The 24,386-nt window shown below is 61.1% G+C and carries 24 protein-coding genes and 1 riboswitch; of the genes, 17 read left to right on the plus strand and 7 right to left on the minus strand.

Annotation, left to right across the window (positions count from 1 at the left end; all coding sequences use genetic code 11):
• Positions 1 to 18 precede the first annotated feature (18 nt).
• A complete protein-coding gene (locus tag AC1Q6D_RS17380) occupies positions 19 to 681 on the plus strand; it encodes an O-methyltransferase (RefSeq protein ID WP_103402535.1) in 663 nt (220 codons plus the stop codon).
• 108 nt (positions 682 to 789) lie between these two features.
• Here AC1Q6D_RS17380 and AC1Q6D_RS17385 read toward each other — a convergent pair whose 3' ends face one another.
• The gene (locus tag AC1Q6D_RS17385; RefSeq protein WP_103402536.1) at positions 790 to 2,103 is read right to left on the minus strand and encodes a PQQ-dependent sugar dehydrogenase; all 1,314 of its coding nucleotides are present in this window, start codon (positions 2,101 to 2,103) and stop codon (positions 790 to 792) included.
• A gap of 67 nt (positions 2,104 to 2,170) precedes the next feature.
• The gene (locus tag AC1Q6D_RS17390; protein ID WP_103402537.1) at positions 2,171 to 2,755 is read right to left on the minus strand and encodes a hypothetical protein; all 585 of its coding nucleotides are present in this window, start codon (positions 2,753 to 2,755) and stop codon (positions 2,171 to 2,173) included.
• Positions 2,756 to 2,907: 152 nt separating this feature from the next.
• Positions 2,908 to 3,139: riboswitch (cobalamin riboswitch) on the plus strand.
• An 82-nt stretch (positions 3,140 to 3,221) separates the two neighbouring features.
• On the opposite strand from AC1Q6D_RS17390, the gene cobO reads away from it, so the two are divergent.
• The 14 genes from cobO to AC1Q6D_RS17460 all read left to right on the plus strand — a co-directional run bounded on the left by cobO (position 3,222) and on the right by AC1Q6D_RS17460 (position 14,657).
• Entirely contained in the window at positions 3,222 to 3,833 is a 612-nt protein-coding gene (gene cobO, locus AC1Q6D_RS17395; protein ID WP_047531822.1) for a cob(I)yrinic acid a,c-diamide adenosyltransferase, read from the plus strand.
• 10 nt (positions 3,834 to 3,843) lie between these two features.
• Positions 3,844 to 5,226 (plus strand): cobyrinic acid a,c-diamide synthase CobB, encoded by a 1,383-nt coding sequence (locus AC1Q6D_RS17400; RefSeq protein WP_103402538.1) that lies wholly within the window; start codon positions 3,844 to 3,846, stop codon positions 5,224 to 5,226.
• A complete protein-coding gene (bluB, locus tag AC1Q6D_RS17405) occupies positions 5,223 to 5,873 on the plus strand; it encodes a 5,6-dimethylbenzimidazole synthase (protein ID WP_103402539.1) in 651 nt (216 codons plus the stop codon). Before AC1Q6D_RS17400 ends, bluB begins: the two co-directional genes overlap by 4 nt.
• Positions 5,870 to 6,778, plus strand: coding sequence for an adenosylcobinamide-phosphate synthase CbiB (gene cbiB / locus AC1Q6D_RS17410; protein WP_103402540.1), 909 nt, complete (start codon positions 5,870 to 5,872; stop codon positions 6,776 to 6,778). Before bluB ends, cbiB begins: the two co-directional genes overlap by 4 nt.
• Positions 6,771 to 7,763, plus strand: coding sequence for a threonine-phosphate decarboxylase CobD (gene cobD / locus AC1Q6D_RS17415; RefSeq protein ID WP_103402541.1), 993 nt, complete (start codon positions 6,771 to 6,773; stop codon positions 7,761 to 7,763). Before cbiB ends, cobD begins: the two co-directional genes overlap by 8 nt.
• Positions 7,760 to 9,211, plus strand: coding sequence for a cobyric acid synthase (locus AC1Q6D_RS17420; RefSeq protein ID WP_103402542.1), 1,452 nt, complete (start codon positions 7,760 to 7,762; stop codon positions 9,209 to 9,211). Before cobD ends, AC1Q6D_RS17420 begins: the two co-directional genes overlap by 4 nt.
• Positions 9,212 to 9,288: 77 nt before the next feature.
• Entirely contained in the window at positions 9,289 to 9,810 is a 522-nt protein-coding gene (gene cobU / locus AC1Q6D_RS17425; protein ID WP_103402736.1) for a bifunctional adenosylcobinamide kinase/adenosylcobinamide-phosphate guanylyltransferase, read from the plus strand.
• Positions 9,807 to 10,862 carry a nicotinate-nucleotide--dimethylbenzimidazole phosphoribosyltransferase gene (gene cobT / locus AC1Q6D_RS17430; protein WP_103402543.1) on the plus strand — a complete coding sequence of 352 codons (1,056 nt, stop codon included), beginning with the start codon at positions 9,807 to 9,809 and terminating at the stop codon, positions 10,860 to 10,862. Before cobU ends, cobT begins: the two co-directional genes overlap by 4 nt.
• Positions 10,859 to 11,434 (plus strand): alpha-ribazole phosphatase family protein, encoded by a 576-nt coding sequence (gene cobC / locus AC1Q6D_RS17435; protein WP_103402544.1) that lies wholly within the window; start codon positions 10,859 to 10,861, stop codon positions 11,432 to 11,434. The genes cobT and cobC overlap by 4 nt, the downstream gene beginning before the upstream one ends.
• Positions 11,435 to 11,436: 2 nt before the next feature.
• Entirely contained in the window at positions 11,437 to 12,168 is a 732-nt protein-coding gene (locus AC1Q6D_RS17440; RefSeq protein ID WP_103402545.1) for an adenosylcobinamide-GDP ribazoletransferase, read from the plus strand.
• 82 nt (positions 12,169 to 12,250) lie between these two features.
• Entirely contained in the window at positions 12,251 to 12,655 is a 405-nt protein-coding gene (locus AC1Q6D_RS17445; RefSeq protein WP_090464006.1) for a MarR family winged helix-turn-helix transcriptional regulator, read from the plus strand.
• A gap of 52 nt (positions 12,656 to 12,707) precedes the next feature.
• A complete protein-coding gene (locus tag AC1Q6D_RS17450; RefSeq protein WP_047531793.1) occupies positions 12,708 to 13,916 on the plus strand; it encodes an MFS transporter in 1,209 nt (402 codons plus the stop codon).
• On the plus strand, positions 13,913 to 14,035 hold the full coding sequence (locus AC1Q6D_RS17455) for a hypothetical protein (protein ID WP_256590086.1): 123 nt from the start codon (positions 13,913 to 13,915) through the stop codon (positions 14,033 to 14,035). Before AC1Q6D_RS17450 ends, AC1Q6D_RS17455 begins: the two co-directional genes overlap by 4 nt.
• Before the next feature lie 55 nt (positions 14,036 to 14,090).
• Positions 14,091 to 14,657 carry a glutathione peroxidase gene (locus AC1Q6D_RS17460; RefSeq protein WP_103402546.1) on the plus strand — a complete coding sequence of 189 codons (567 nt, stop codon included), beginning with the start codon at positions 14,091 to 14,093 and terminating at the stop codon, positions 14,655 to 14,657.
• Between the two features lie 89 nt (positions 14,658 to 14,746).
• On the opposite strand, the gene AC1Q6D_RS17465 is transcribed toward AC1Q6D_RS17460, so the two are convergent.
• From AC1Q6D_RS17465 to AC1Q6D_RS17475, 3 genes are all read right to left on the minus strand, one after another.
• A complete protein-coding gene (locus AC1Q6D_RS17465; RefSeq protein WP_103402547.1) occupies positions 14,747 to 16,033 on the minus strand; it encodes an OmpP1/FadL family transporter in 1,287 nt (428 codons plus the stop codon).
• A 146-nt stretch (positions 16,034 to 16,179) separates the two neighbouring features.
• Complete coding sequence (locus AC1Q6D_RS17470) at positions 16,180 to 16,662, minus strand: hypothetical protein (protein ID WP_103402548.1); 483 nt, start codon at positions 16,660 to 16,662, stop codon at positions 16,180 to 16,182.
• A 275-nt stretch (positions 16,663 to 16,937) separates the two neighbouring features.
• Positions 16,938 to 17,162 carry a hypothetical protein gene (locus AC1Q6D_RS17475; protein WP_003214941.1) on the minus strand — a complete coding sequence of 75 codons (225 nt, stop codon included), beginning with the start codon at positions 17,160 to 17,162 and terminating at the stop codon, positions 16,938 to 16,940.
• A gap of 997 nt (positions 17,163 to 18,159) precedes the next feature.
• On the opposite strand from AC1Q6D_RS17475, the gene AC1Q6D_RS17480 reads away from it, so the two are divergent.
• Entirely contained in the window at positions 18,160 to 18,483 is a 324-nt protein-coding gene (locus tag AC1Q6D_RS17480) for an SEL1-like repeat protein (RefSeq protein ID WP_081997930.1), read from the plus strand.
• Positions 18,484 to 18,544: 61 nt separating this feature from the next.
• Positions 18,545 to 20,023 (plus strand): DNA recombination protein RmuC, encoded by a 1,479-nt coding sequence (locus AC1Q6D_RS17485; RefSeq protein WP_103402549.1) that lies wholly within the window; start codon positions 18,545 to 18,547, stop codon positions 20,021 to 20,023.
• A gap of 106 nt (positions 20,024 to 20,129) precedes the next feature.
• Here AC1Q6D_RS17485 and AC1Q6D_RS17490 read toward each other — a convergent pair whose 3' ends face one another.
• Both AC1Q6D_RS17490 and AC1Q6D_RS17495 read right to left on the minus strand, forming a co-directional pair.
• A complete protein-coding gene (locus AC1Q6D_RS17490; RefSeq protein WP_103402550.1) occupies positions 20,130 to 23,600 on the minus strand; it encodes a hybrid sensor histidine kinase/response regulator in 3,471 nt (1,156 codons plus the stop codon).
• A 185-nt stretch (positions 23,601 to 23,785) separates the two neighbouring features.
• Positions 23,786 to 24,322: a TetR/AcrR family transcriptional regulator gene (locus AC1Q6D_RS17495; RefSeq protein WP_103402551.1), complete on the minus strand. Its 537-nt coding sequence runs from the start codon at positions 24,320 to 24,322 to the stop codon at positions 23,786 to 23,788.
• Between the last annotated feature and the right edge of the window lie 64 nt (positions 24,323 to 24,386).

A 24,386-nucleotide genomic window follows, 5' to 3' on the forward strand; every position in this document is an offset into this window, starting at 1 on the left:
CAGCCAGAGGGTGCTGTCATGACCGCTCGCACGCTCAATCTTGACGATTCGCTCTATCACTACCTGCTTGATGTGTCCCTGCGCGAAACCCCGCTGCTCAAACGCTTGCGCGACGAAACCCAGGCGTTGCCCATGGCGCGCTGGCAGGTGGCGCCGGAGCAGGGGCAGTTTCTTGCATTGCTGGTGAAGCTGACTGGCGCGCGACGTCTGCTGGAAATCGGAACGTTCACGGGGTACAGCGCGCTGTGCATGGCTGCGGCACTGCCCGATGACGGCTCGATGATCTGCTGCGATATTCCCGGCGACTACAATGCCACCGCACGTCGTTACTGGCGGGAAGCCGGCCTGGCCGAGCGTATTGATCTGCGTTTGGCACCCGCGCTGGAGACCCTGGCCGAACTGGAGAGGCAAGGGCAGGGCGGGCAATTCGATCTGGTCTTCATCGACGCCGACAAGGCCAATTATCCCACCTACCTTGAACACGCGCTGCGGCTGCTGCGGGTGGGTGGATTGGCGGTGTTCGATAACACGCTGTGGAGCGGGCGGGTACTGGAAGAGCGTCCGCTGAGCGCAGACACCCGAGCCATCCAGGCGCTCAACGGTGCCTTGAAGGATGACTCGCGCTTGGACCTGTCGATGTTGCCGTTGGGCGATGGGCTCACGCTCTGCCGCAAACGGTGATTCTTGCGGGGGCGGTCTTGCCCGCCATAGCGGCAGTTCAGGCAGCATCGATATTGCAAGGGCCGGCCCTATCGCGGGCAAGCCCGCTCCCACAGGTTTGATGTGTACTTATTTGACTGCTGAAACCCGCCAAACCTTGTTCCCTACATCGTCCGCCACCAACAAGGCGCCTTGCTGATCTATCACCACGCCCACTGGCCGGCCCATGGCTTTTTCTTGGTCATTGAGAAAACCCGTGAGCACATCCACCGGCTGCCCGCTTGGTTTGCCGGCGTCGAACGGCACGAATATCACTTTGTAGCCACTGTGCGGCTTGCGGTTCCATGAGCCGTGCTGGCCAACGAAGGCGCCCTGGGTGAATGGCGCCGGCAACCGGCTGCCTTCGGCGAACGTCAGTCCCAGGGAAGCGGTGTGCGGGCCGACCGCATAGTCTGGCGCGATAGCCTTGGCCACCATGTCCGGGTTTTGCGGCTCGACGCGAACGTCGACGTGCTGGCCGTAATAGCTGAATGGCCAGCCATAGAACGCGCCGTCCTTGACCGAGGTGATGTAGTCCGGCACCAGATCGCTGCCGATTTCATCGCGCTCATTGACCGCCGTCCACAGTGCCCCGCTTTGCGGCTCCCAGGACAGGCCATTGGGGTTGCGCAAGCCTGAGGCAAAGATCCGGTGGTTGCCTGTGGCGCGGTCCACTTCCCAGATCGCCGCGCGGCCTTCTTCCTTGTCCAGGCCGTTTTCGGCAACGTTGCTGTTCGAACCCACCGTGACATACAGCTTGCTGCCGTCCTTGCTGGCGATGACGTTTTTGGTCCAGTGGTGATTCAGCGTGCCGCCGGGCAGGTCGAGTACTTTGATCGGTTGCGACTTGATCGCTGTATCGCCGTTTTCATAGTGAAAACGCAGCAATTGATCGGTGTCGGCGATGTACAGGTCATTGCCGACCAGCGCCATGCCGAAGGGGGAGTTCAGGTTTTCCAGAAACGCCGTGCGGGTTTCCGCGATGCCGTCGTGGTCCTGGTCGCGCAGCAGGGTGATGCGATTGGCGCTCGGCACGCCCGCGCCGGCGCGCCCCATGACTTTCTTCATGACCCATCCGCGTATGCCTGTCCCGTCATCGGGTTTGGGCGGTGCATTGGTTTCGGCCACCAGCACGTCGCCATTGGGCAGCACATAGAGCCAGCGCGGGTGGTCGAGGTTCTCGGCGAACGCGGCTACTTGGGTACCGGCAGCGGCGACGGGTTTGGCGCCCTCCGGCCAGCCGATCGCCGGGGCGATGTTGACCGTCGGAATCAACGTCTTGTTGGGTTCTGGGAGCCTGGGTGACGGGCCGGTGCCGTCGGAGACTTGCAGGCTGGAGGTTTCACCGCAAGCGGCGAGTCCTCCGGCGAGCGCGATAGCGAGTACGAGTTGGGGCTTGCGCATACTGATCTTCCCTATGAATGCAGTGACCTGATCAGTAGAGAAGTTACGTCGCGCGATGGTTCAACCGTTAGCCGCGAGCTTCCTTGAACAGCACGGCAATGCCGGGATGATAGTGACCTCCTTCGTTGTGCAACTTGCGGTAGGCGTAGGGGAAATACCAGGCGACGGCGCAGGTGTGCTCCTTTTGCAGGTCGTCGACCATGTCCTGCAATTCTTCCGGGGTGGCGCCATGTTGGGTTTTCTGCGGTGCCACAAACAGGCAGCCGAGTCTCAGGTCGCTGGCGTAGCTGACGCGTTTGGCCTCGCTGGTGATATCGAGCAGGGCCTGGGTCAGGTTCAGGCTGTTCACCCGTGGCCAGCGTTGTGTGGCTTGAATCCAGGCGCGAGCTTCGGGTGTGGCGATAAACAAGTCGGCACGACCGTTGCGTTCGCCTTCATCGATTTGTTTGCGGGTGGGCGATTGTTGCAGGGTGACCATTTCGGCCATCCAGGCAGCGGCGGAAAGCAGGCCGAGATTGGCTTTTTCGTCGAGCCAGTAAGGCGTTTCGTTATCGCCGCGTACGGCGTTGTAGCGGTCGATACAGTCAAACCAGCGCTCCAGCACCGGGCGCAGGAATTCCAGTTGCGGATTGCTGATGATCATGCCTTGCATGGGGCTCACCCTTGTTATTGTGATGTGGGGTTGTGGCTCTTTGATATCATTGCTTGAAGTGTGGCACAAGATTGGCGTCAGTTTATTGATCAATGGCAGTTATTCGCGCGCGTACCCCGTCTTCAATTGACGCTCCACCCCCAACCCTCTAACCTTCGCGGCTTGTTTCAGGTGCTCTGTGACTTGGGTCGACAGAGTGAAACAGGGAAGCCGGTGAGCAGGTCCTTCAATGCGTGAAGGCCTTCGATCCCGGCGCTGCCCCCGCAACGGTAAATGAGTGAAAGCTGCGCCTTGAGCCACTGCGTCGTCATCGATGCGGGAAGGCGCGCAGCCAGGCCAACGCCGCTCATGAGCCCGGAGACCGGCCTGATCCATTCAAGCGGCATCACGGTGGGCGATGCCAGGCTTCTTGCCGTCTGTTCTTGTGCCTGCCCGCCGTTATCCTGCCTCAACGGAGAGCTCTCCCATGACTGATACCCCTGATCGTGACGAACGTCATCTGGCGCGCATGTTGCGCAAAAAAGCCGTAATCGATGAACGCATCGCCAACTCCCCGAATGAATGCGGCCTGCTGCTGGTGCTGACCGGCAACGGCAAGGGCAAGAGCAGCTCGGCGTTCGGCATGCTGGCCCGCTCGATGGGCCATGGCATGCAGTGCGGTGTGGTGCAGTTCATCAAGGGGCGCAACAGCACGGGTGAAGAGCTGTTCTTCCGGCGCTTCCCGGAACAGGTGCGTTTTCATGTGATGGGCGAAGGCTTTACCTGGGAAACCCAGGATCGTCAGCGCGACATCGCCGCCGCCGAAGCCGCGTGGGAAGTGTCCCGTGAATTGCTGCGCGATCCATCCATCGGCCTGGTGGTGCTCGATGAGTTGAACATCGCCCTCAAGCACGGTTACCTCGATCTGGATCGGGTGCTCAGTGATTTGCAGGCTCGCCCGCCAATGCAGCACGTGGTGGTCACCGGTCGTGGCGCCAAGCCTGAGATGATCGAGCTGGCCGACACCGTCACTGAAATGGGCATGATCAAGCACGCCTTTCAGGCCGGTATCAAGGCGCAGAAAGGCGTCGAGTTGTGAGTCGCACGGTATGAATAGCCCTCGTCAATGCCCGGCGGTACTGATTGCCGCGCCGGCCTCCGGTCAGGGCAAGACCACCGTCACCGCCGCGCTGGCCCGTTTGCATCGCAATCAGGGCCGCAAGGTTCGTGTGTTCAAATGTGGCCCGGACTTTCTCGATCCGATGATTCTGGAGCGCGCCAGCGGTGCGCCGGTGTATCAGCTGGACATGTGGATGGTCGGCGAGCAGGAGAGTCGTCGGCTGTTGTGGGAGGCCGCGGGCGAAGCGGACCTGATCCTCATCGAAGGTGTCATGGGGCTGTTCGACGGTACGCCATCCAGTGCTGACCTGGCGCGGCACTTCGGCGTGCCGGTGCTGGGCGTGATCGACGGCACCGCCATGGCCCAGACCTTTGGTGCCCTGGCCCTGGGGCTGGCGCGCTACCAACCCGACCTGCCGTTTGCCGGTGTCCTGGCCAACCGCGTGGGCACCCTGCGTCACGCGCAGTTGCTTGAAGGCAGCCTGACCGAAGGCCTGCGTTGGTATGGTGCGTTGTCCCGCGAAACCGCCATCGAATTGCCGAGTCGTCACCTTGGCCTGGTGCAGGCCAGTGAGTTGAACGATCTCGATCTTCGCCTCGATGCGGCGGCCGAAGCCCTGGCCAGCAGTTGCGAGGTGGCGCTTCCGCCGGCCGTGGAATTCGCAGCCCCGGATGTGATCGCTGCCGAACCCTTGCTGGCGGGTGTGCGCATTGCCGTGGCCCGTGATGAAGCGTTTGCCTTTACCTATGGCGCCAGCCTGGATTTGTTGCGGGCCATGGGCGCCGAGTTGTCGTTCTTTTCACCGATGCGTGACAGTCGGCTACCCGAGGCAGACAGCCTCTATCTGCCGGGCGGTTACCCGGAATTGCATCATGTGGCGTTGTCGCAAAACACCTCGATGCTGAGCGCGATTCGCGCGCACCACGAGGCGGGCAAACCCTTGCTCGCCGAATGTGGCGGCATGTTGTATTTGCTCGATTCGCTCACCGATGTCGAAGGTACGCGTGCAGAATTGGTCGGCCTGCTGGCCGGGGATGCGGTGATGCAAAAGCGTCTGGCGGCACTGGCGCTGCAGGCTGTCGAATTGCCGGAAGGTTCCCTGCGTGGGCATACCTATCATCATTCGCTGACCACCACCGGGCTCGTGCCGATTGCCCGTGGCTTGAGCCCCAATGGCGGGCGCGGGGCGGAGGCGGTTTATCGTGAGGGGCGGATGACGGCCTCTTATGTGCATTTCTATTTTCCGTCCAATCCGACCGCTGTAGCCGCATTGTTTGCACCCGATCTTGAGGGTGCCTTCGCCGGCAAGTCGGCTCCTGCAGTTGATCACCTGAACCCTGTAGGCGCTGGCTTGCCAGCGAAGAGGCCATGACCGACAACGCATTCACCGAAGCCGAACGCGCAGCGGTCTACCGGGCCATCGGTGAACGCCGCGACATGCGTCACTTCAGCGGTGGCACGGTCGAGCCTGAATTGCTGCGGCGGTTGCTCGAAGCCGCGCACCAGGCGCCAAGTGTCGGCTTGATGCAGCCCTGGCGGTTTATCCGCATCAGCGACCGAGCCCTGCGCGGCCAGATCCGGGAACTGGTGGAGCAAGAGCGCATTCGCACCGCCGAAGCCCTTGGCGAACGCACTGACGAATTCATGCAGCTCAAGGTCGAAGGCATCAATGATTGCGCCGAGGTGTTGGTGGCGGCGCTGATGGACGATCGCGAGCGGCATATTTTCGGTCGTCGCACCTTGCCGGAAATGGACATGGCTTCGTTGTCCTGCGCGATCCAGAACCTGTGGCTGGCCTCCCGGGCCGAAGGCTTGGGCATGGGCTGGGTCTCGCTGTTCGAACCGCAAGCCCTGGCCGATTTGCTCGGCTTGCCGCCCGGTGCCAAACCACTGGCCATTTTGTGCCTGGGACCGGTCGAGGAATTCTACCCGGCGCCGATGCTGGTCCTTGAAGGCTGGGCGCAGGCGCGTCCGCTCAGTGAATTGTTGTATGAAAATTATTGGGGAGTGCGCCAATGAGTGTGGCGTTGTTGAGTGTCGCCGCCGTGGCGCTGGATGCGCTGCTGGGTGAACCCAAGCGCTGGCATCCGCTGGTGGCGTTCGGTCGGTTTGCCGAGCGTATCGAGCAACGTTTCAACGCGGGTGGTCGCGGCTGGCGCAGTCACGGGGTCACCGCGTGGGTGATTGCGGTGTTGCCGCTGACCTTGTTGGCCACGGCTCTTTCCTGGGCGCCTTATGTGGGCTGGATGGTCGAGATTCTTGCGTTGTACTGCGCCCTCGGCATGCGCAGCCTGGGCGAACACGTCGAGCCCGTGGCCAGGGCCTTGCGCAGCGATGATCTGGAAGAGGCGCGTACGCGCGTCAGTTACCTGGTCAGCCGCAAGACCAGCGAACTGGATAAAACCGAAGTGGCCCGTGCCGCCACCGAATCGGTGCTGGAAAACGGCAGTGACGCCGTGTTTGCCGCACTGTTCTGGTTTGCCGTGGCCGGTGCGCCAGGCGTTGTGCTCTACCGTTTGAGCAACACGCTGGACGCCATGTGGGGCTATCGCAATGAACGCTTCGAGCGTTTCGGCTGGGCGGCAGCGAAAATCGATGATGTGCTCAATTACATTCCCGCGCGTTTGGTAGCGCTGACCTACGCCTTGCTGGGCCAAACCCGACTGGCCCTGAAATGCTGGCGGACCCAGGGCCCGACCTGGGACAGCCCGAACGCCGGCCCGGTGATGGCTGCGGGGGCCGGTGCGCTGGGCGTCGAATTGGGTGGGGCGGCGATCTATCACGGTGAACTGCATCAACGTCCGCAACTGGGCGAAGGCGTGCCGGCGGATGCCGACTCCATCGATCGTGGCTGGCAACTGGTCCAGCGCGGGGTATGGTTATGGCTGCTGATTCTCTGCCTGGGGGCTGAATTTTATGCTTGAGCACGGTGGACGGTTGCGCAAGGCGGCGCTCGAATACGGCATCGAGGAAGCCGATTGGCTTGACCTGTCCAGCGGCCTCGCGCCCTGGCCGTTTCCCGTTCCGGATATCCCGCTGCGGGCCTGGGCGCGGTTGCCGGAAAACGATGACGGGCTGGAACAGGCCGCCTGCGATTACTACGGCACCCTGCAGGTATTGCCGGTGGCGGGGTCGCAGATGGCCATCCAGTTACTGCCGCGTCTGCGTCGGGCGGGGAAGGTGGGCGTGCTGTCGCCGTGTTATGCCGAACATGCCGAAGCGTGGCGCCGCAATGGCTACATCGTGCGCGAGGTGCTGGAGCAGGAAGTCGATTTCTTTGTCGACAGCCTGGATGTGTTGGTGGTGGTTAACCCGAATAATCCCACCGGCTTGAGCCTGCCCCCCGCTCGCCTGCTCGACTGGCATTCACGACTGGCCCAGCGCGGTGGCTGGCTGGTGGTGGACGAAGCGTTCATGGACAACACACCGCAGCAGAGTCTGGCGCCGTTCTCCCATCTGGTCGGCCTGATCGTGCTGCGTTCGTTCGGCAAGTTCTTTGGTCTGGCCGGGGTGCGGCTGGGATTTGTCCTGGCCGAGCGCAAGTTACTCAAGTTGCTCGCTGAACAAGTGGGGCCATGGGTCGTCAGCGGTCCGACCCGAGTGGTGGGCCAGGCCTGCCTGCGTGATGTCGAAGGGCACGCATTGCAACGCGTGCGCGCGGAAGTGGCCAGTGAACGTCTGGCGGTGCTCCTGGAGCAGCACGGTTTCAAGCCTGATGGCGGCTGCGCATTGTTCCAGTGGTTGATCACCGATCGCGCCGAAGCACTGCATGAATTCATGGCCCGGCGCGGAATTTTGCTGCGGTTGTTCACGCACAACAGCAGTCTGCGTTTCGGGTTGCCTGCCGATGAAGCCGACTGGGTGCGTCTTGCCGCCGCATTCGCAGCCTTTGCCAAGGCAGACCAATGACAACGTTGATGGTGCAGGGCACCACATCCGATGCCGGTAAAAGCACACTGGTGACGGCGTTGTGTCGCTGGGTTACGCGTCAGGGCGTCAGCGTGGTGCCGTTCAAGCCGCAGAACATGGCGCTCAACAGCGCCGTGACGGCCGACGGTGGTGAAATCGGTCGCGCACAAGCCGTGCAGGCGCAGGCCGCTTACCTCGAACCGCACACCGATATGAACCCGGTGCTGCTCAAACCCAACAGCGATACCGGCGCTCAGGTGATCATCCATGGTCGCGCCGTCACAACCATGAACGCCGTCGCCTATCACGACTACAAAGCCATCGCCATGCAAGCGGTGCTGGCTTCCCATGCGCGGTTGAGTGCGGCGTATCCGGTGGTGATGGTCGAAGGTGCGGGCTCGCCAGCGGAGATCAACCTGCGTGCCGGGGACATCGCCAACATGGGCTTCGCCGAAGCGGTGGATTGTCCGGTGCTGCTGATCGCCGACATCAATCGTGGCGGGGTGTTCGCGCATCTGGTGGGGACGCTGGAGCTGCTGTCGCCCAGCGAGCAGGCGCGAGTCAAGGGCTTCATCATCAATCGTTTTCGCGGCGATATCGCCTTGCTGCAACCCGGCCTCGATTGGCTGGAACAGCGTACCGGCAAGCCAGTGATCGGCGTGCTGCCGTACGTGCTGGATTTGCATCTGGAGGCCGAAGACGGCATCGATCAGCGCCAGACCGACAAGGTCGATCAGGTACTGAAAGTGGTGGTGCCGGTGCTGCCGCGCATCAGCAACCACACCGATTTCGACCCGTTGCGCCTGCACCCGCAAGTCGACCTGCAATTCGTCGGTCCCGGCCAGGCGATTCCGCCAGCCGATCTGATCATCCTTCCCGGCTCGAAAAGCGTGCGCGACGACCTGGCGTATCTGCGCGCCAACGGTTGGGAAATCGCGATCTCACGACACCTGCGCTACGGCGGCAAAGTGCTGGGCATCTGCGGCGGTCTGCAAATGCTCGGCGAGCAGGTGCACGATCCGCTGGGCCTGGAAGGTGTTCCGGGGTCCAGCGCCGGGCTGGGGTTGTTGGCGTTTGAAACCCGACTCGAAGAACACAAGCAGCTGCGTAATGTGCGCGGGCGTCTGGCGCTGGAGAATGCTGAAGTCAGCGGCTATGAAATCCATGCCGGCGTCACCACCGGGCCGGCGCTGGAAAACGCCGCCGTACTGCTCGATGACGGACGCTGCGACGGTGCGCAAAGTGTCGATGGGCAGATTTTCGGCACCTATCTGCACGGTCTGTTCGAATCCCCGGCAGCGTGCAGCGCCCTGTTGCGTTGGGCGGGTTTGCAGGCTGTGCAGGACGTGGATTACCACGGATTGCGCGAGCGGGATATCGAGCGGCTGGCGGATCTGGTGGAGACGCATCTGGATACCGGGCTGCTGCGTGAGCTCTGTGGGATTTGAAGTGACTGTTCAGGCCTCATCGCGGGCTTGCCCGCGATGAGGCCTGTCGCGACACCGCCAAATAAGAGGTTATGAACATGCTCCAACTGATCCTCGGCGGCGCCCGCTCCGGCAAAAGTCGTCTGGCCGAAAAACTCGCCTCAGACAGCCAGCTCCAAGTGACCTACATCGCCACCAGCCAACCGCTGGACGGTGAAATGAGCCAGCGGGTCGCCCATCACCGTGCCCGTCGTCCGGCCGAATGGGCGTTGATCGAAGAGCCGCTGGAATTGGCCCGCGTCCTGCGCGAAACCGCCAGTGCCGAACGCTGCCTGTTGGTGGATTGCCTGACCCTGTGGCTGACCAATCTGCTGATGCTCGACGATGAGCAACGCCTGAGCGCCGAGCGCGATGCCCTGCTGGAGTGCCTGGCGTCGCTGCCAGGTGAAATCATTTTTGTCAGCAACGAGACCGGAATGGGTGTCGTGCCGCTGGGCGAATTGACTCGCCGCTATGTCGATGAGGCCGGTTGGCTGCATCAAGCTCTGGCCGAGCGTTGTCAGCGAGTCATCCTGACCGTCGCCGGCCTGCCCCTGACTTTGAAAGGAACTGCGTTATGACCCAATCCTGGTGGCTGAACCCGTGCAAGCCGATCGACCTCGATGTGCTCGAGCAGGCGCAAGCCCGGCAACAGCAACTGACCAAACCGGCCGGTTCGCTCGGCCAGCTCGAAGCGGTGGCGGTGCAATTGGCGGGCTTGCAAGGGCAGATCAAGCCAAGCCTGGATCAGCTGTGGATCGCGATTTTTGCCGGTGACCATGGCGTGGTGGCCGAAGGCGTGTCGGCATTTCCCCAGGAAGTCACCGGGCAGATGCTGCACAACTTCGTCACCGGTGGTGCAGCAATCAGCGTGCTGGCGCGGCAGTTGGGGGCTTGCCTCGAAGTGGTGGACCTGGGCACGGTGACGCCGGCATTGAACCTGTCGGGTGTGCGTCATCTGAACATCGGTCCGGGGACGGCGAATTTTGTGCAAGGTCCGGCGATGACGCAGGCGCAAGGTGAGCGTGCTCTGCAGGCGGGTCGCGACAGCGTGCAGCGCGCGCTCGCCTCGGGCGCTCAGCTATTCATTGGTGGCGAAATGGGCATTGGCAACACCACGGCGGCCAGCGCCCTGGCGTGCGCATTGCTGGAGTGTCCGGTCGTACATCTGGCCGGGCCGGGCACCGGTTTGAATGCCGCAGGCGTCAGCCATAAAGCACAAGTGATCGAGCGCGCGCTGGCGCTGCACGGGGCTCAGCGTGGCGATGCGTTGCAGACCCTGTTCAACCTCGGCGGTTTTGAAATTGCGGCACTGGTGGGTGCTTACCTGGCCTGCGCCCAGGAAGGCATTGCGGTGCTGGTGGACGGTTTCATTTGCAGCGTCGCGGCGCTGGTCGCGGTGCGCTTGAATCCCGAGTGTCGACAGTGGCTGTTGTTCGGCCATCGCGGTGCCGAGCCGGGGCACCGCCGTGTGCTGGAAACCCTGAGTGCCGAACCCTTGCTCGACCTCGGCTTGCGACTGGGCGAGGGCAGCGGCGCGGCGCTGGCCGTGCCATTGCTGCGTCTGGCCTGCGACCTGCACGGGCAGATGGCGACGTTCGCCGAGGCAGCGGTGGCGGATCGTCCGGCATGACGTTGCGTCTGGATATGCTGCGTCACGGCGAAACCGAGCTCGGTGGCGGCTTGCGTGGCAGCCTCGATGATGCATTGACCGAAAAAGGCTGGCAGCAAATGCGCGAGGCGGTGCTGGCGCATGGGCCTTGGGATCGTCTGGTCAGTTCGCCCCTGCAGCGGTGTGCGCGGTTCGCTGAAGAACTGGCAGGGCGATTGGGCTTGCCGATCGAGTGGCAGGCCGACCTGCAAGAACTGCATTTCGGCGCCTGGGAGGGGCAGAGCGCTGCGGCGCTGATGGAAACCGATGCCGATTCCCTCGGGTTGTTCTGGGCCGATCCTTATTCGTTCACGCCGCCTCAGGGCGAGCCTGTCGCGGCGTTCGCAGCGCGGGTGTTGGCGGCGGTGGCGCGTTTGCATGCCGCCTACGCGGGCGAGCGGGTATTGCTCGTCAGTCATGGCGGGGTCATGCGCTTGTTGCTGGCGCAGGCGCGCGGCTTGCCGCGGGAGCAATTACTCAACGTTGAAGTCGGCCATGGCGCACTGTTTTCGCTGTCGGTCGAGTCCGACGGATTGTTAAGGGAAGCGGTCTGACCATGCTGCCGTTCTGGATTGCCTTACAGTTTCTCAGCAGCCTGCCGGTCCGTCTGCCGGGCATGCCGGCACCGCAGGAGCTGGGGCGGTCGCTGCTGTTCTATCCGCTGGTGGGCTTGTTGTTCGGCGGTATTTTATGGGGCCTCAACTGGCTGATGCTCGGCGCGCCGCTGTTGCTGCACGCGGCACTCCTGCTCACCGTTTGGGTGTTGCTCAGCGGCGCATTGCACCTGGACGGCCTGGCCGACAGCGCCGATGCGTGGCTCGGTGGCTTCGGCGACCGTGAACGCACGTTGACCATCATGAAAGACCCGCGCAGCGGTCCGATGGCGGTGGTCACGCTGGTGTTGGTGCTGCTGTTGAAATTCGCCGCGCTGCTGGCCTTGATCGAACAGCAACACGCCCTTGCGCTGATCATCGTGCCGCTGCTTGGTCGCAGTGCGTTGCTGGGGTTGTTCCTGACCACGCCCTATGTACGTGCCGGTGGCCTGGGTCAGGCGCTGGCCGATCATCTGCCACGCTCGGCAGGCAAGCAGGTGTTGGCGGTCAGTGGCTTGGCCTGCGTGCTGATTGCTGGCTTGAGTGGTTTTTTTGCCGTGGTGCTGGCAGTCGTGTTGTTCGCGTGGTTGCGACGGGTCATGCTGCGACGATTAGGCGGGACGACGGGCGATACGGCGGGGGCGTTGCTGGAATTGCTGGAAGTTGCGATGCTGGTCGGGCTGGCCTTGATATAAGGCTGCGCGAGCAGGGTTGCTCGTACGGGTTGCATGTAACAAAAAATTTGCTTTCACTTAACCACGGGTATATACACGCACCATGCTCGAATCCCAATGTTTATGCATCAACCTGCGTCGCGCCGCCCGTGGCGTCAGCAGGCATTACGACGGCGCTCTCGACGGTTTCGGGATCAACGTTGCGCAGTATTCTTTGCTGTGCAATCTGCAGCGTCTGGATCAACCGAGTATTTCCACCCTGGCCGAGGCCATGGGACTGGATCGCAGCACCCTGGGGCGCAATTTGCGCGTCCTGGAAGGCGAGGGCCTGGTGATGCTGGTCGAGGGCGAGGACATGCGTAACCGTATCGTCCGCCTGACCGAAGCCGGTGCCGAGCGCTTGAAAGCAGCCCTGCCGGCCTGGGAAGCGGCACAGCAGCGATTGGTTGATCGCTTGGGCGCCGAGAAGCGGGAAACGTTGTTGAAATTGCTGGATGAACTGGCTTGATGCCGGTTTTTCAGAACTTAAGCGGGTATATACCCGCGATTGGAGAATAATAATGACATCGATGTGGCGTACCTGTGGTTGGGTTTTATTGGGGAGTGCGCTGATCCTTGCGTTGTCGCTTGGCGTGCGACACGGCTTCGGGCTGTTTCTGGCGCCGATGAGTGCCGAGTTTGGCTGGGGGCGTGAAGTCTTTGCCTTCGCCATCGCCCTGCAAAACCTGATCTGGGGCTTGGCGCAGCCATTCACCGGCGCGCTGGCGGATCGCTTCGGTGCGGCGAAGGTGGTGCTGATCGGCGGCGTTCTGTACGCCTTGGGCCTGTTGTTCATGGGCCTGTCGGATTCGGCCGTCACGCTGTCCTTGAGTGCCGGGCTGTTGATCGGTATCGGTCTGTCCGGCACTTCGTTTTCGGTGATTCTCGGCGTGGTCGGGCGTGCTGTCCCGCCGGAGAAACGCAGCCTGGGCATGGGGATCGCCAGCGCTGCCGGTTCCTTTGGTCAGTTCGCCATGGTGCCCGGCACGCTCGGGTTGATCGGCTGGCTCGGCTGGTCTGCGGCGCTGCTGGCTTTGGGCTGCCTGGTGGCCTTGATCGTGCCGTTGGTCAGCATGCTCAAGGACAAGCCTTTGCCAGTGCTTGGCCATGAGCAAACCTTGTCCGAGGCATTGCGTGAAGCCTGTTCCCATTCGGGGTTCTGGCTGCTGGCGTTCGGCTTTTTTGTCTGCGGTTTTCAGGTGGTCTTCATTGGCGTGCACTTGCCGGCGTATCTGGTGGATCAGCACCTTCCGGCGACAGTCGGCACCACGGTGCTGGCGCTGATTGGTTTGTTCAATATCTTCGGCACCTACACCGCAGGCTGGCTCGGTGGACGCATGTCCAAGCCGCGTTTGCTCACCGGTCTTTACCTGTTGCGGGCGGTGGTGATTGCGTTGTTCCTGTGGGCGCCGGTGACCACGACTACCGCTTATCTGTTCGGTATGGCCATGGGTTTCCTGTGGCTGTCGACGGTGCCGTTGACCAATGGCACGGTAGCGACCTTGTTCGGCGTACGAAACCTCTCCATGCTCGGTGGGATTGTCTTCCTGTTCCACCAGCTCGGTTCGTTCCTCGGTGGTTGGTTGGGCGGGGTGGTCTACGACCGTACCGGGAGTTATGACTTGATCTGGCAGGTAGCGATTCTGTTGAGCCTGATGGCCGCCGCCCTCAACTGGCCGGTGCGCGAAACGCCGGTGGCACGCCTGCAAACGCAAATGAGCGCGACATGAACAACTTCTGGCCGCGCATTACCCTTCTTGGCGTTTGTGCCTTGCTGCTGGCTCTGGCGTGGTGGGGCTGGCATCGGGGCGGGTTGGCCTTGATGCAGTTGGGTATGGGTGCTTGCTAGCAGGATAAGAGGGCGAGTAACTTCGATAACTGACGACTTATAAGGAAGCCCTGACATGTTGATGCGCTGGCTGGCGGTACCTGCATTACTGGTCGCGTTTACCGGGTTGGCTCAGGCCGCACAATGCCCGACGCTGTTGGAAGGTTCGCTGCCCAAACTACGCGCCAAGGAATCCATCGACTTGTGCCAGCGCTTCGCGGGCAAGCCATTGGTGGTGGTCAATACCGCCAGTTTTTGTGGCTTCGCCCCGCAGTTCAAAAGCCTTGAAGCACTGAATCAGCGTTACAAGGATCAGGGGCTGGAGGTGATCGGTGTGCCGTCCAATGACTTCAAACAGGAGTCAAAGGACGGTGCCGAGACGGCCAAGGTCTGTTATGTGAATTACGGCGTGACCTTCACCATGACCGAGCCGCAGAAAGTCCGCGGTGACGATGCGACGCACCTGTTCCGGGTGCTCGCCGAGCAGTCCAGCGCGCCGAAGTGGAATTTCTACAAGTACGTGGTCGATCGTCAGGGCAAGGTGATCGCCAATTTCTCCAGCCTGACCAAACCCGATGATCCCGATTTCATCGCGGCAGTAGAGAAGGCTCTGGCTTCACCGCCTCCCGCTTCCGCTCCCTGATCGATGCCCACTAAAAAGCCCCGCCTCTGTGCAAGAGAGCGGGGCTTTTTTGATTCAGGTGGCAAGCGGTTCAGGCCCGCCGTGAATCATCAGAAGCGGTAGGTTGCACCGACACCGAAACCGTTTGCACTGTTTTCGTACTTGGCGTTGTAGGACTGACCCAAAGCGTTAGCGCGTTTGACAGTGACAGATTCTTCCTTGAGGTAGGAGTAAGCCACATCAATGGTCCAGTCGTCGGTTGGGTTGAAGCCTGCACCGATGCTGAAAATCGTCCGGTCACCGGTAGGAATGCGTGGCGAACGATCAGTGTTGTTGGTGGGCGACTGGTCAAAGGAGAGACCGGTACGCAGTGTCCACTGCTTGTTCAACTGGTAGGAGGTACCCACGGCGTAGGCCCAGGTGTCATGCCAGTTCTGGTCTTCCTTGATGGTGCCAAGGATTTGTGGGGCGAGGGCACCGCCGCTTTGTGCGGTTACGCCGTCGTTGTTGACCGTGATGTCTTTCAGGCGGCTCCAGCGAGTCCAAGTCGCACCGGCATAGAGCTTCCAGGCATCATTCAAATCTTGAGTCACGGAAAGGTCATAGGACTCAGGTGTTTCGAGCTTCAGCGAGGCATCGTAACGGTTGGATTTGAGCAGCTGAGGTGGCACGCCAGCGCCAGCCGTCACATCGGTGTGGCCGTCGAGCTTGTAGTTCACTTTCGAGTGGTAGGTCAGGCCCACGCGAGTGGTGTCGGTGGCTTGCACCAGGATGCCGGCGTTCCAGCCCAAGGCTGTATCGTCGCCCTTGATCTCAACATTGTTGTCGCCAGACCGTGGGACTGGGAGAGCAATGTCCGATTCCAGGGTGCCGGTAATCCGGTTGATGGTAGGGCCAAAACCGATCGACACCTTGTCGTTGAACGCGTAACTGACGGTTGGTTGCAGAGTGACGACTTTGACTTCGCTCTTGCTGCCGAAAGCGCGGCCCTGAAAGCCGTTTTCGTAGTTGGTAATCAGCCCGAACGGAGCGTAGACACCAAAACCGACAGCCCATTCATCGTTGAGTTTATTTGTATAGAAACCCATCGGTACTGAAGTGAACGGAACCATATCGCCTTTGTTGGTTCCGCTTGAACGGCCACTGGTATCGCTGATATCGGTCGAGGCGTCGATCGCTGCGATACCGCCGGTGATTTGCTGGCCTTTGAGGCGGGCCATACCGGCAGGGTTGCCAAAAACTGTACTTGCATCTTCGGCAGAAGAAGAGCGCCCGGCATAACCAGTACCCATTCCGCTGATGCTTTGTTCGTTGAGGGCAAAGCCGCTTGCGAAGATTTGGGTGGATGCCAAGGCAACGGCGAGGCTAATGGTGGTTTTGAGCATTACTTTTTTCATTATTAGAACTCCTGGAGATCACCGGGGCGGAGATTACCAACATTTTCGTCCGGGCGCCATAGGCTGTATCGCTTGATTTAGAGCGGTTTTGTAGGACAATCCGACCAGATTCGCGACCAGATGGGCGATTTTTGGATCCAGGGTGATCAGCAGGCCACTTGATTCAGCGGTGAAACACAGGTCTGCCACGCGTAGGTGAAGTCTCTCAGGCGCCCTTGGGGGTGGAAGGTCTGGCGCCAGATTCGCGCCATTCCCAGCAGGTCGTCGGCTTCAGGGAGGGGAGTGTTTTGTTCTTCGACCAGCAGCCAGGCGATGGCTGTGGCGTAACGCAGGTTGACGGTCAATTCGAGGTGCGGGCCGCTGAGGAAAGCATGTTGGCTGGCCAGGCCCCGGACCAGGCTGGCGCGTTCGGGATCGAGTGCCAGATAGTGGTCCCAGAGTGCCTGATGACGGGGTTCGGCGATTCGGTAGAGGCCGTGTCCACGGCGGTCATGCAGGGCGGAACCCAGGGCCGACTGGCTGGCGGCAATGCCCACCAACAGAGATTCGGCAATTGCGCTATGGCGTCCAAGGTAGATCAATGTCGGGCGGATCACATAGCGGCACAGTTCGCTGGCAGCGATACCCATAAAACCCTCGAAACTCGAAATGGGCGGCGATACCTGAAAGGCCTTGGCAGCGGTGGATCGACTCAGGCTCGCCGGAAGCGGAACAAGCCGCTTGAGTTGAAGTGTAGTGTCATATTCGCGACGTAAAGGCCTGTTTTTAAAATATTTACGGCTGCCAGTTATAACCGTTATATCGGTTAGTGCTTAATCGGTATTCACGTCAGGTGAAATGTCGAGCAACAAAAAGCCCCGCGTTTTGTGTGCGGGGCTTTTGGTGTTTCAGCCTTGCTGGCGTCTCAGGCAACCAGTGCCTGACGGGTACGATCGATCACAGCCTGCAGCGGTTCGGCGCTGGAGTACTGATCCGGATACAGGCGTTCGCTATGACGGGCGATGCCGTGTTCGTTGACCAGCGTGAAGCTGAAACAGCCTTTGCGAGCGGCCATGATCAGGCAGTTCATTGGTGCAAAAGCGTTGGTTAGGGTGCGAATGGCATCCTGGGTATGGATTTGAGTAGACATAGTCATTGGTGTTCCTACAAGCGACACGGATAAGAACCGTGCAAAATTATAACGTTCCAGTGACGACAACCACCATTGGTCGAACGAAGAACCCGACTGGAACAAAGCAGCCAGTTTGAAGCGCTGATAAATTGGCGCGCTTGGGCTGGCAGGTAGGTACTTAGGAGGGCAGGCAACACATCAAGGGCAAAGGTTCTGGGCCCGGGGTGAAGATCCTGATCAATTTGCAGGTTGGTTCGGTCAGAGTAAATGAGCCTGGCAACACCCTTTGCTTACGGTTCAAAGGCTGTGTTGGCGCAAGAGTTACCTGGAAACCATCGAGGTGGTCGATCCCGCTTGTTCGGTGGAGGCTTCGTTTGGGAAGGCTGTCCGGGGGGATTTGTTCGACCAGAATTGACTTTCAGCTTGGTACTAACGCCGCGGATACTAACTGATTGAATGGGCGAAGGGAAGTGTGATAGCAAAAAAGATTGAGGGCGACGTTCAATACCGTTCCCGCAGGACGTTGGATCGGTGCTGATACCCTCCTGGTACGCCCTGAAACAGCCCGCAATCCGACCGGCGGCGGTGGAAATCCAACCAGTCAGAACCCGCCCTGGTCATGGAATTGTCACAGTTTATCCCCGATTTCGCTGACAAAACGTGCCGAAAGAGCGCGCTGATATAACCGTCAATAAGGTACTTGTGCACATAAGTTGCGCAGTCTGTCACTTCACTGTCATCCAGCCTTCAATCGCAGTGGGTGCCTGTAACCAAAATTTAAGTCAATGAAAAACATCGCTTTTTTTTACTGGTGAAAAAATCGTCAGTTTGACTGCGAGCCCCATTCCATAGGGCTTTGCGAGAGTTCAGGGGCGGTTGTCCACTGAGTTATCCACAGCTTCTGTGGATTGTCCCTAGCGCTTGCTCTAGGACGGGCGTGCTGCGTTTTTTCGACTTTACCTGTAAGAAAAAAAGAGTAGAGTGGCGCGCCTTCCGATCTGCCCCACAGTGCTTTATGAAGTTTCGTTCACATTCCATTTCCTCTCCCGCCAAACCTTCCATTGTTGTCCCACCCAAGCGCTTTTCGATGCGTGTGGCCGAGTGGTTATTGGATAGCCCACGCCTGGGCGAAAACCCCAACGTCAAACACATTGCCGGGCGTTTGCTCAAGCAGCCGGCGCGTGAGGGTGTCGTGGCCGCGCAAAGCCGCCTCGGTCAACTGATGTGTCGGGAGTGTGGTAATGCCCGGGATCGACGGATTGGCCAGGACCTGTTGCGCCAAGCCGCGCGTGCCGGTGATTTGCGCGCGCAAAGGGAACTGGGGCTGATTGAAGACTGAGCTGTCCAAGACCTGACGCCTTGGTTAACCTTCAAGCTTTATTTCAATGGCAGGAATGGCTATGGCTATGGACTTGACCAGCGCATTGCTCGGTCTGGCGGGCGCTGCACTGCCGCTGCTGGTGTTGGCCTGGCAACTGCAACGTCGAGCGGGCAGCGCACAGGCAGAAGTGGCGCTATTGGAAGAGCGCCTGTCCACGGCGAATCTGGCTCAGGATGGCTTGAACGCCCAACTTGAAGCCTGTCGCGATGAAATCGCGGATCTTGGCCAGGCCAACTCCGCCAAGCAGGCCGACCTTGCCGCTGTGCGCCGTGAAGTCGAACTGCTGCAGATCGAACGTGACGATGCCCGCGATGCCGCTCACGCCTGGAATATCGAACGCGCCGGAAAAGACGCCGAACTGCGTCGTCTGGATGCCTTGGCCGCCTCGCTCAACGCAGAGCTGCGCGAACAGCAGGAGAGCCATCAGCAGCGCCTCAATGACTTGCAAGGCTCGCGAGACGAGCTTCGGGCGCAGTTCGCCGAGTTGGCGGGGAAAATCTTCGATGAGCGTGAACAGCGTTTTGCCGAAACCAGTCAACAGCGCCTGGGGCAATTGCTCGACCCACTGAAGGAACGCATCCAGTCCTTTGAAAAACGCGTCGAAGAGAGCTACCAGGCTGAAGCCCGGGAGCGCTTCTCGCTGGCCAAAGAGCTGGAGCGTCTGCAGCAACTCAATCTGCGACTGAGTGACGAAGCCACCAACCTGACCCGCGCATTGAAAGGGCAGAAAACGCAGGGTAACTGGGGCGAACTGATCCTCGAGCGAGTGCTCGAACATGCCGGGCTGGAAAAAGGGCGCGAGTATCAGACCCAGGTCAATCTCAAGGGCCCGGACGGCGAGCGCTTCCAGCCGGACGTCATCATTTACCTGCCGGGCGACAAGCAAGTGGTGGTCGACTCCAAGGTCAGCCTCACGGCGTATCAGCAGTACGTTGCCGCAGAAGACGAGGCCATCGGCCAGATCGCCATCAAGCAACACGTCCTGTCCCTGCGCAATCACGTTAAAGGTTTGGCCGGGAAGGACTACAAACGTCTCGACGGCCTGCACAGCCTGGATTTCGTATTGTTGTTCGTGCCGATCGAAGCGGCCTTTTCCGCGGCGCTGCAGGCTGAGCCGACGCTGTTTCAAGAAGCGTTCGACCGCAATATCGTGATCGTCAGCCCGACCACTTTGCTGGCGACGCTGCGCGTCATCGACAGCCTGTGGAAACAGGAGCGTCAAAGCCAGAATGCGCGGGAAATCGCCGAGCGAGCCGGGTGGCTGTACGACAAGTTCGTGTTGTTTATCCAGGATCTGGATGAGGTCGGCAATCGCCTGCAGCAACTGGACAAGGCTTACAGCTCGGCGCGCAACAAGCTGACAGAGGGACGCGGCAATCTGGTCAGCCGCAGTGAACAACTGAAGTTGCTGGGGGCGAGGGCGAGCAAGAGCCTGCCAGCCGATTTGCTCGAGCGGGCGATGACCGATGTGGACGGGTTGGTCGAATTGCCAGAGTAGCCAAACAGCATCGCGAGCAGGCTCGCTCCCACAGGGAATGCGTTCGAATGGGGGAGCGAGCCTGCTCGCGATAGCGATGGGCGCGCACCATCGCGCCCGCCAAACACTACAACGGCAAATACCGGCTCAACAACGCCCGCAATGCCGCCGGCTTCACTGGTTTGGCCAGGTAATCCAGTCCCGCCGCATGCACCTGGGCCATCGTTTCCTGTCGTCCATCGGCACTGATCACCACGCCCGGCACAGGCTCGCCCAATCGGGTGCGCAGCCAGGCCATCAACTCCGTGCCGGTTTCGCCGTGGTCGAGGTGGTAGTCCACCAACGCCAGTTGCGGACGCACCCCTTCATTGAGCAATGCCACGCACTCATCGCGATTGCGTGCAGTCCAGACCTGACAACCCCAACGGGTCAGCAGGCTGTTCATGCCGATCAGGATGCTGTCCTCGTTATCGATGCACAGCACCTGCGCGCCACTGAGCAATTTGCCGTTGAGTTCCGCAGGCTTGGCCGGCTGCGCGGTTTGCGCCCTGGCCAGCGGGACGCTGACGCTGAAAACGCTGCCGTGCCCCGGCCAGGAGCGAACGCGCAGGGTGTGTCCTAGTACGCGGCACAAGCCGTCGGCAATGGCGAGGCCTAACCCCAGGCCTTTCTCGGCGCTGGTCTGATGACTGTCGAGGCGTTTGAACTCCTCGAAAATCACCTGCTGTTTATCTTCAGGAATGCCGGGCCCACGGTCCCACACCTCCAGACACAACTCGCCCTTGTGCCGGCGGACCCCCAGGAGCACCGGGCCCTTGGCATAGCGGAAAGCGTTGGTCAGGAAGTTCTGCAGGATTCGGCGCAACAGTTTGATATCGCTGTCGATGCGCAGCTTGCTGCTCCGGACGCGAAACTCGAGCCCTTGTTCCCGCGCCAGCGCCTTGAATTCGGCACCGAGTGTGTCAAACAACTCGTTGAGCGCGAACGGCTTGGGGTTTGGATTGATCTTGCCGTTTTCGAGGCGGGAAATATCCAGCAAATCGCTGATCAGCTCTTCGGCCGAACGCAGTGAGCTATCGAGGTGCTGGACCAGTTTCTGCGCCTCGTCGGACAGGCCGTCTTCCTGATGGGACAGGGCGGCGGAGAACAACCGCGCCGCGTTCAACGGTTGCATCAAGTCATGGCTGACGGCGGCCAGGAAACGGGTTTTCGACTGGTTGGCCGCCTCGGCGTTGCCCTTGGCTTCGGTCAGGGCCACGTTGAGCTGCGACAGTTCGTGGGTGCGTTCGGTGACCCGTCGCTCCAGACCTTCGTTGGCTTCGGTCAGCGCCTGTTCGGCTTCGCGGAACGCGGTGATGTCGGTGAAACTCATGACGAAACCACCGCCAGGCATCGGGTTGCCGATCAGCTCGATCACTCGGCCATTGGGAAACAATCGTTCGGAAGTGTGCGCGCGGCCCTGACGCATCCAGTGCAGGCGGCGGGCGACGTGCACTTCGGCTTCGCCGGGGCCGCACAGGCCGCGCTCGGCGTTGTAGCGAATGATGTCGGCAATCGGTCGGCCGACGCTGATCAGGCCATCCGGGTAGTTGAACAACTCGAGGTAGCGCCGGTTCCAGGCCACCAGTTTCAGCGACTGGTCGACCACACTGATGCCCTGGGTGATGTTTTCGATCGCCCCTTGCAGCAGCGCGCGATTGAACTGCAGCACCTCGGAGGCTTCGTCGGCGATGCGCACGACGTCTTCGAGTTGCATTTCCCGACCTTCGATGGCGGCTTTTACCACGGCGCGCGTCGACGAGGCCCCCAGCACACCTGCCAGCAAGCGTTCAGTGTGGGCGATCCAATCACTGTCGGCGTTCTGGTTCGGATTGAAGCCTTTGCCCTGGCGGTAGGCAAACCGGATGAAGCTCTGGCGGGCGCGTTCTTCACCGACGAAACGTGCAGCCAGTTGCAGCAAATCGTCGATCTGCACGGCCAGCATCGAGCGTGCGCTGGGGCGGGCGCTGATTTCCTGGCCAATGAAGCGACCGGCCTGCCAGTGTTCCGAGACCCGTGTGCGTGACAGTACCGAGACCCAGGCGAATAGGGTGAAATTACCGGCAAGGGACAGCACCACACCCTGGGTCAGTGGCGTGATAGGCAAGTGCAGCGGGTTGCTGTGCAACCACGCCAGCCCCGGAAAACTGCTCAACGACCAGCCCAGGCTAAGGGCGGCAATCGGCAGGATCAGGGTGTAGAACCACAGGAAGGTCCCGGCAGCGAGGCCGGCGAACACGCCGCGGCGGTTGGCCTGTTTCCAGTACAACGCGCCCAGCATGGCCGGCGCCAGTTGGGTCACTGCGGCGAACGCGATCTGGCCGATGGTCGCCAGGCTCGCGGTCGAGCCGAGCAAGCGATAGCTGACGTACGCCAGCAGCAAAATGGCGACGATGCTCACCCGGCGTACCGAGAGCATCCACTGGCGGAACACTTCGAACGGGCGCTCGGCGTTGTTGCGGCGTAGCAGCCACGGCAACAGCATGTCGTTGGAGACCATGGTCGACAGTGCCACGCTGGCCACGATCACCATGCCGGTCGCCGCCGATGCCCCCCCGATGAACGCCAGCAGGGCCAAGGCGGGATGCGCTTGGGCCAGTGGCAGGCTAATGACGAAGGAGTCCGGCAGTACCGAGCTCGGCAACAGCATCTGACCCGCCAGCGCAATGGGCACGACGAACAGCGCCGCCAATGCCAGGTAGGCCGGGAATACCCATTTGGCCAGGCGCAAGTCCTGAGGGTCGATGTTTTCCACGACGGTCACATGGAACTGCCTTGGCAGGCAGATAATCGCCATCATCGCCACGCCAGTCTGGACCACCATCGATGGCCAGTTGACGGTTTCCTTCCAGTATTCCTCGAGGCGCGGGGCGAGCATGGCCTGGTCGAACAGGTCATCGAAACCGTCATACAGGCCGTAAGTCACATATGCGCCGACCGCCAGAAAAGCGAACAGCTTCACCAGCGATTCGAATGCGATGGCCAGCACCATGCCGCGATGGTGTTCCGTGGCATCCAGGTTGCGGGTACCGAAGACGATGGTGAAAAGGGCCAGCACCAGCGACACGATCAACGCGGTGTCCTGTGCTCGAACGCCCATGGCATCGGCACCGGCACCGATCAGCAGGTTCACCCCGAGCACGATGCCCTTGAGTTGCAGGGCGATGTAGGGCAACACGCCGACCAGGCAGATCAACGCCACCACCACCGCCAGCGATTGGGATTTGCCATAGCGGGCGGCGATGAAGTCGGCAATCGAAGTGATGTTCTCCTGCTTGCTGATCATCACCATTTTTTGCAGCACCCACGGTGCGCCGACCAGCAGCAGGATCGGCCCGAGGTAGATCGGCAGGAATGACCAAAGCTGTTCAGCGGCCTGGCCCACTGCGCCAAAGAAGGTCCAGCTCGTGCAATAGACAGCGAGCGACAGGCTGTACACCCAGGCACGCACGCGCGGCGGCAGCGGCGCGCTGCGACGGTCACCGTAAAAGGCGATGGCGAACATGATGGCCATATAGGCCAGGGCGACGGCGGCAATCAGCCCGCTGGACAACGACATGGGAACTCCCGACAACCAAAGACACCCGGGCCGTCCCGCCCGGACAGACAGTCTCGCACGATGGCCGGGGTTAGTCAGTGTCGACCAAGGTCGTGGCGCGGCGGGGTGCCGCAGGGTGAGGGAGGGGTAGCCAGTTTTTTGTGGTGCGTGCCGGCCCCCTCGCGAGCTTGCTCGCGATGGCGACCTTACTGGCTCAACGCAATGTCGATCAGTTGATGCAATTCCTCGACCTGCAGCGGTGCCTCGGAGAACAGAATGCGAAACACGATAGGCGCAGCCACCATGTTGATCAGCCGGTCGACGCCGGGGTGGGGCTGATCCGGGTAGCGATCCAGAATTGTCTGTAGCTGCCCGCCAATGATCGTCGCGCAATAGCTCGGCTTGAGGCTCGACTGCACGTCGCGCAGCATGTTGCGGCCGGGGGCGGAGCTCATCTCGTCCAGGTACTGTTCTGCCCAGGCACGCACGTCGCCGGACAAGCTGCCGGTATTGGCCGACTCGGTTTCCGGTTGCAGGCGGGCGAGGGCGACGTCCGCCAGCAGCGCCGACAGATCTCCCCAACGCCGATAAATGGTCGAGGGCGTAACGCCCGCGCGCGTGGCGATCTGCGGCACGGTCACGCTGGCTCGATCCTGTTCTTCGAGCAGTTCGCGCACGGCCTTGTGAATGGATTCCTGCACCCGGGCGCTACGGCCGCCGGGACGTAAAGTCGGAGCTGTCATCACCTTTTTCCTGTCTCGCGTCGAAGCCTGCCAACCCGCAGTCGCCTCGATCCTGAAAAACCTG

The sequence above is a fragment of the Pseudomonas sp. MT92 genome, from assembly GCF_058792515.1.

Excerpts from the sequence above, each read along its gene's own strand:
- AC1Q6D_RS17380 (WP_103402535.1), top strand. The coding sequence starts at position 19 with ATGACCGCTCGCACGCTCAATCTTGACGATTCGCTCTATCACTACCTG.
- AC1Q6D_RS17385 (WP_103402536.1), bottom strand. The coding sequence starts at position 2,103 with ATGCGCAAGCCCCAACTCGTACTCGCTATCGCGCTCGCCGGAGGACTC.
- AC1Q6D_RS17390 (WP_103402537.1), bottom strand. The coding sequence starts at position 2,755 with ATGCAAGGCATGATCATCAGCAATCCGCAACTGGAATTCCTGCGCCCG.
- cobO (WP_047531822.1), top strand. The coding sequence starts at position 3,222 with ATGACTGATACCCCTGATCGTGACGAACGTCATCTGGCGCGCATGTTG.
- AC1Q6D_RS17400 (WP_103402538.1), top strand. The coding sequence starts at position 3,844 with ATGAATAGCCCTCGTCAATGCCCGGCGGTACTGATTGCCGCGCCGGCC.
- bluB (WP_103402539.1), top strand. The coding sequence starts at position 5,223 with ATGACCGACAACGCATTCACCGAAGCCGAACGCGCAGCGGTCTACCGG.
- cbiB (WP_103402540.1), top strand. The coding sequence starts at position 5,870 with ATGAGTGTGGCGTTGTTGAGTGTCGCCGCCGTGGCGCTGGATGCGCTG.
- cobD (WP_103402541.1), top strand. The coding sequence starts at position 6,771 with ATGCTTGAGCACGGTGGACGGTTGCGCAAGGCGGCGCTCGAATACGGC.
- AC1Q6D_RS17420 (WP_103402542.1), top strand. The coding sequence starts at position 7,760 with ATGACAACGTTGATGGTGCAGGGCACCACATCCGATGCCGGTAAAAGC.
- cobU (WP_103402736.1), top strand. The coding sequence starts at position 9,289 with ATGCTCCAACTGATCCTCGGCGGCGCCCGCTCCGGCAAAAGTCGTCTG.
- cobT (WP_103402543.1), top strand. The coding sequence starts at position 9,807 with ATGACCCAATCCTGGTGGCTGAACCCGTGCAAGCCGATCGACCTCGAT.
- cobC (WP_103402544.1), top strand. The coding sequence starts at position 10,859 with ATGACGTTGCGTCTGGATATGCTGCGTCACGGCGAAACCGAGCTCGGT.
- AC1Q6D_RS17440 (WP_103402545.1), top strand. The coding sequence starts at position 11,437 with ATGCTGCCGTTCTGGATTGCCTTACAGTTTCTCAGCAGCCTGCCGGTC.
- AC1Q6D_RS17445 (WP_090464006.1), top strand. The coding sequence starts at position 12,251 with ATGCTCGAATCCCAATGTTTATGCATCAACCTGCGTCGCGCCGCCCGT.
- AC1Q6D_RS17450 (WP_047531793.1), top strand. The coding sequence starts at position 12,708 with ATGACATCGATGTGGCGTACCTGTGGTTGGGTTTTATTGGGGAGTGCG.
- AC1Q6D_RS17455 (WP_256590086.1), top strand. The coding sequence starts at position 13,913 with ATGAACAACTTCTGGCCGCGCATTACCCTTCTTGGCGTTTGTGCCTTG.
- AC1Q6D_RS17460 (WP_103402546.1), top strand. The coding sequence starts at position 14,091 with ATGTTGATGCGCTGGCTGGCGGTACCTGCATTACTGGTCGCGTTTACC.
- AC1Q6D_RS17465 (WP_103402547.1), bottom strand. The coding sequence starts at position 16,033 with ATGAAAAAAGTAATGCTCAAAACCACCATTAGCCTCGCCGTTGCCTTG.
- AC1Q6D_RS17470 (WP_103402548.1), bottom strand. The coding sequence starts at position 16,662 with ATGGGTATCGCTGCCAGCGAACTGTGCCGCTATGTGATCCGCCCGACA.
- AC1Q6D_RS17475 (WP_003214941.1), bottom strand. The coding sequence starts at position 17,162 with ATGTCTACTCAAATCCATACCCAGGATGCCATTCGCACCCTAACCAAC.
- AC1Q6D_RS17480 (WP_081997930.1), top strand. The coding sequence starts at position 18,160 with ATGAAGTTTCGTTCACATTCCATTTCCTCTCCCGCCAAACCTTCCATT.
- AC1Q6D_RS17485 (WP_103402549.1), top strand. The coding sequence starts at position 18,545 with ATGGCTATGGACTTGACCAGCGCATTGCTCGGTCTGGCGGGCGCTGCA.
- AC1Q6D_RS17490 (WP_103402550.1), bottom strand. The coding sequence starts at position 23,600 with ATGTCGTTGTCCAGCGGGCTGATTGCCGCCGTCGCCCTGGCCTATATG.
- AC1Q6D_RS17495 (WP_103402551.1), bottom strand. The coding sequence starts at position 24,322 with ATGACAGCTCCGACTTTACGTCCCGGCGGCCGTAGCGCCCGGGTGCAG.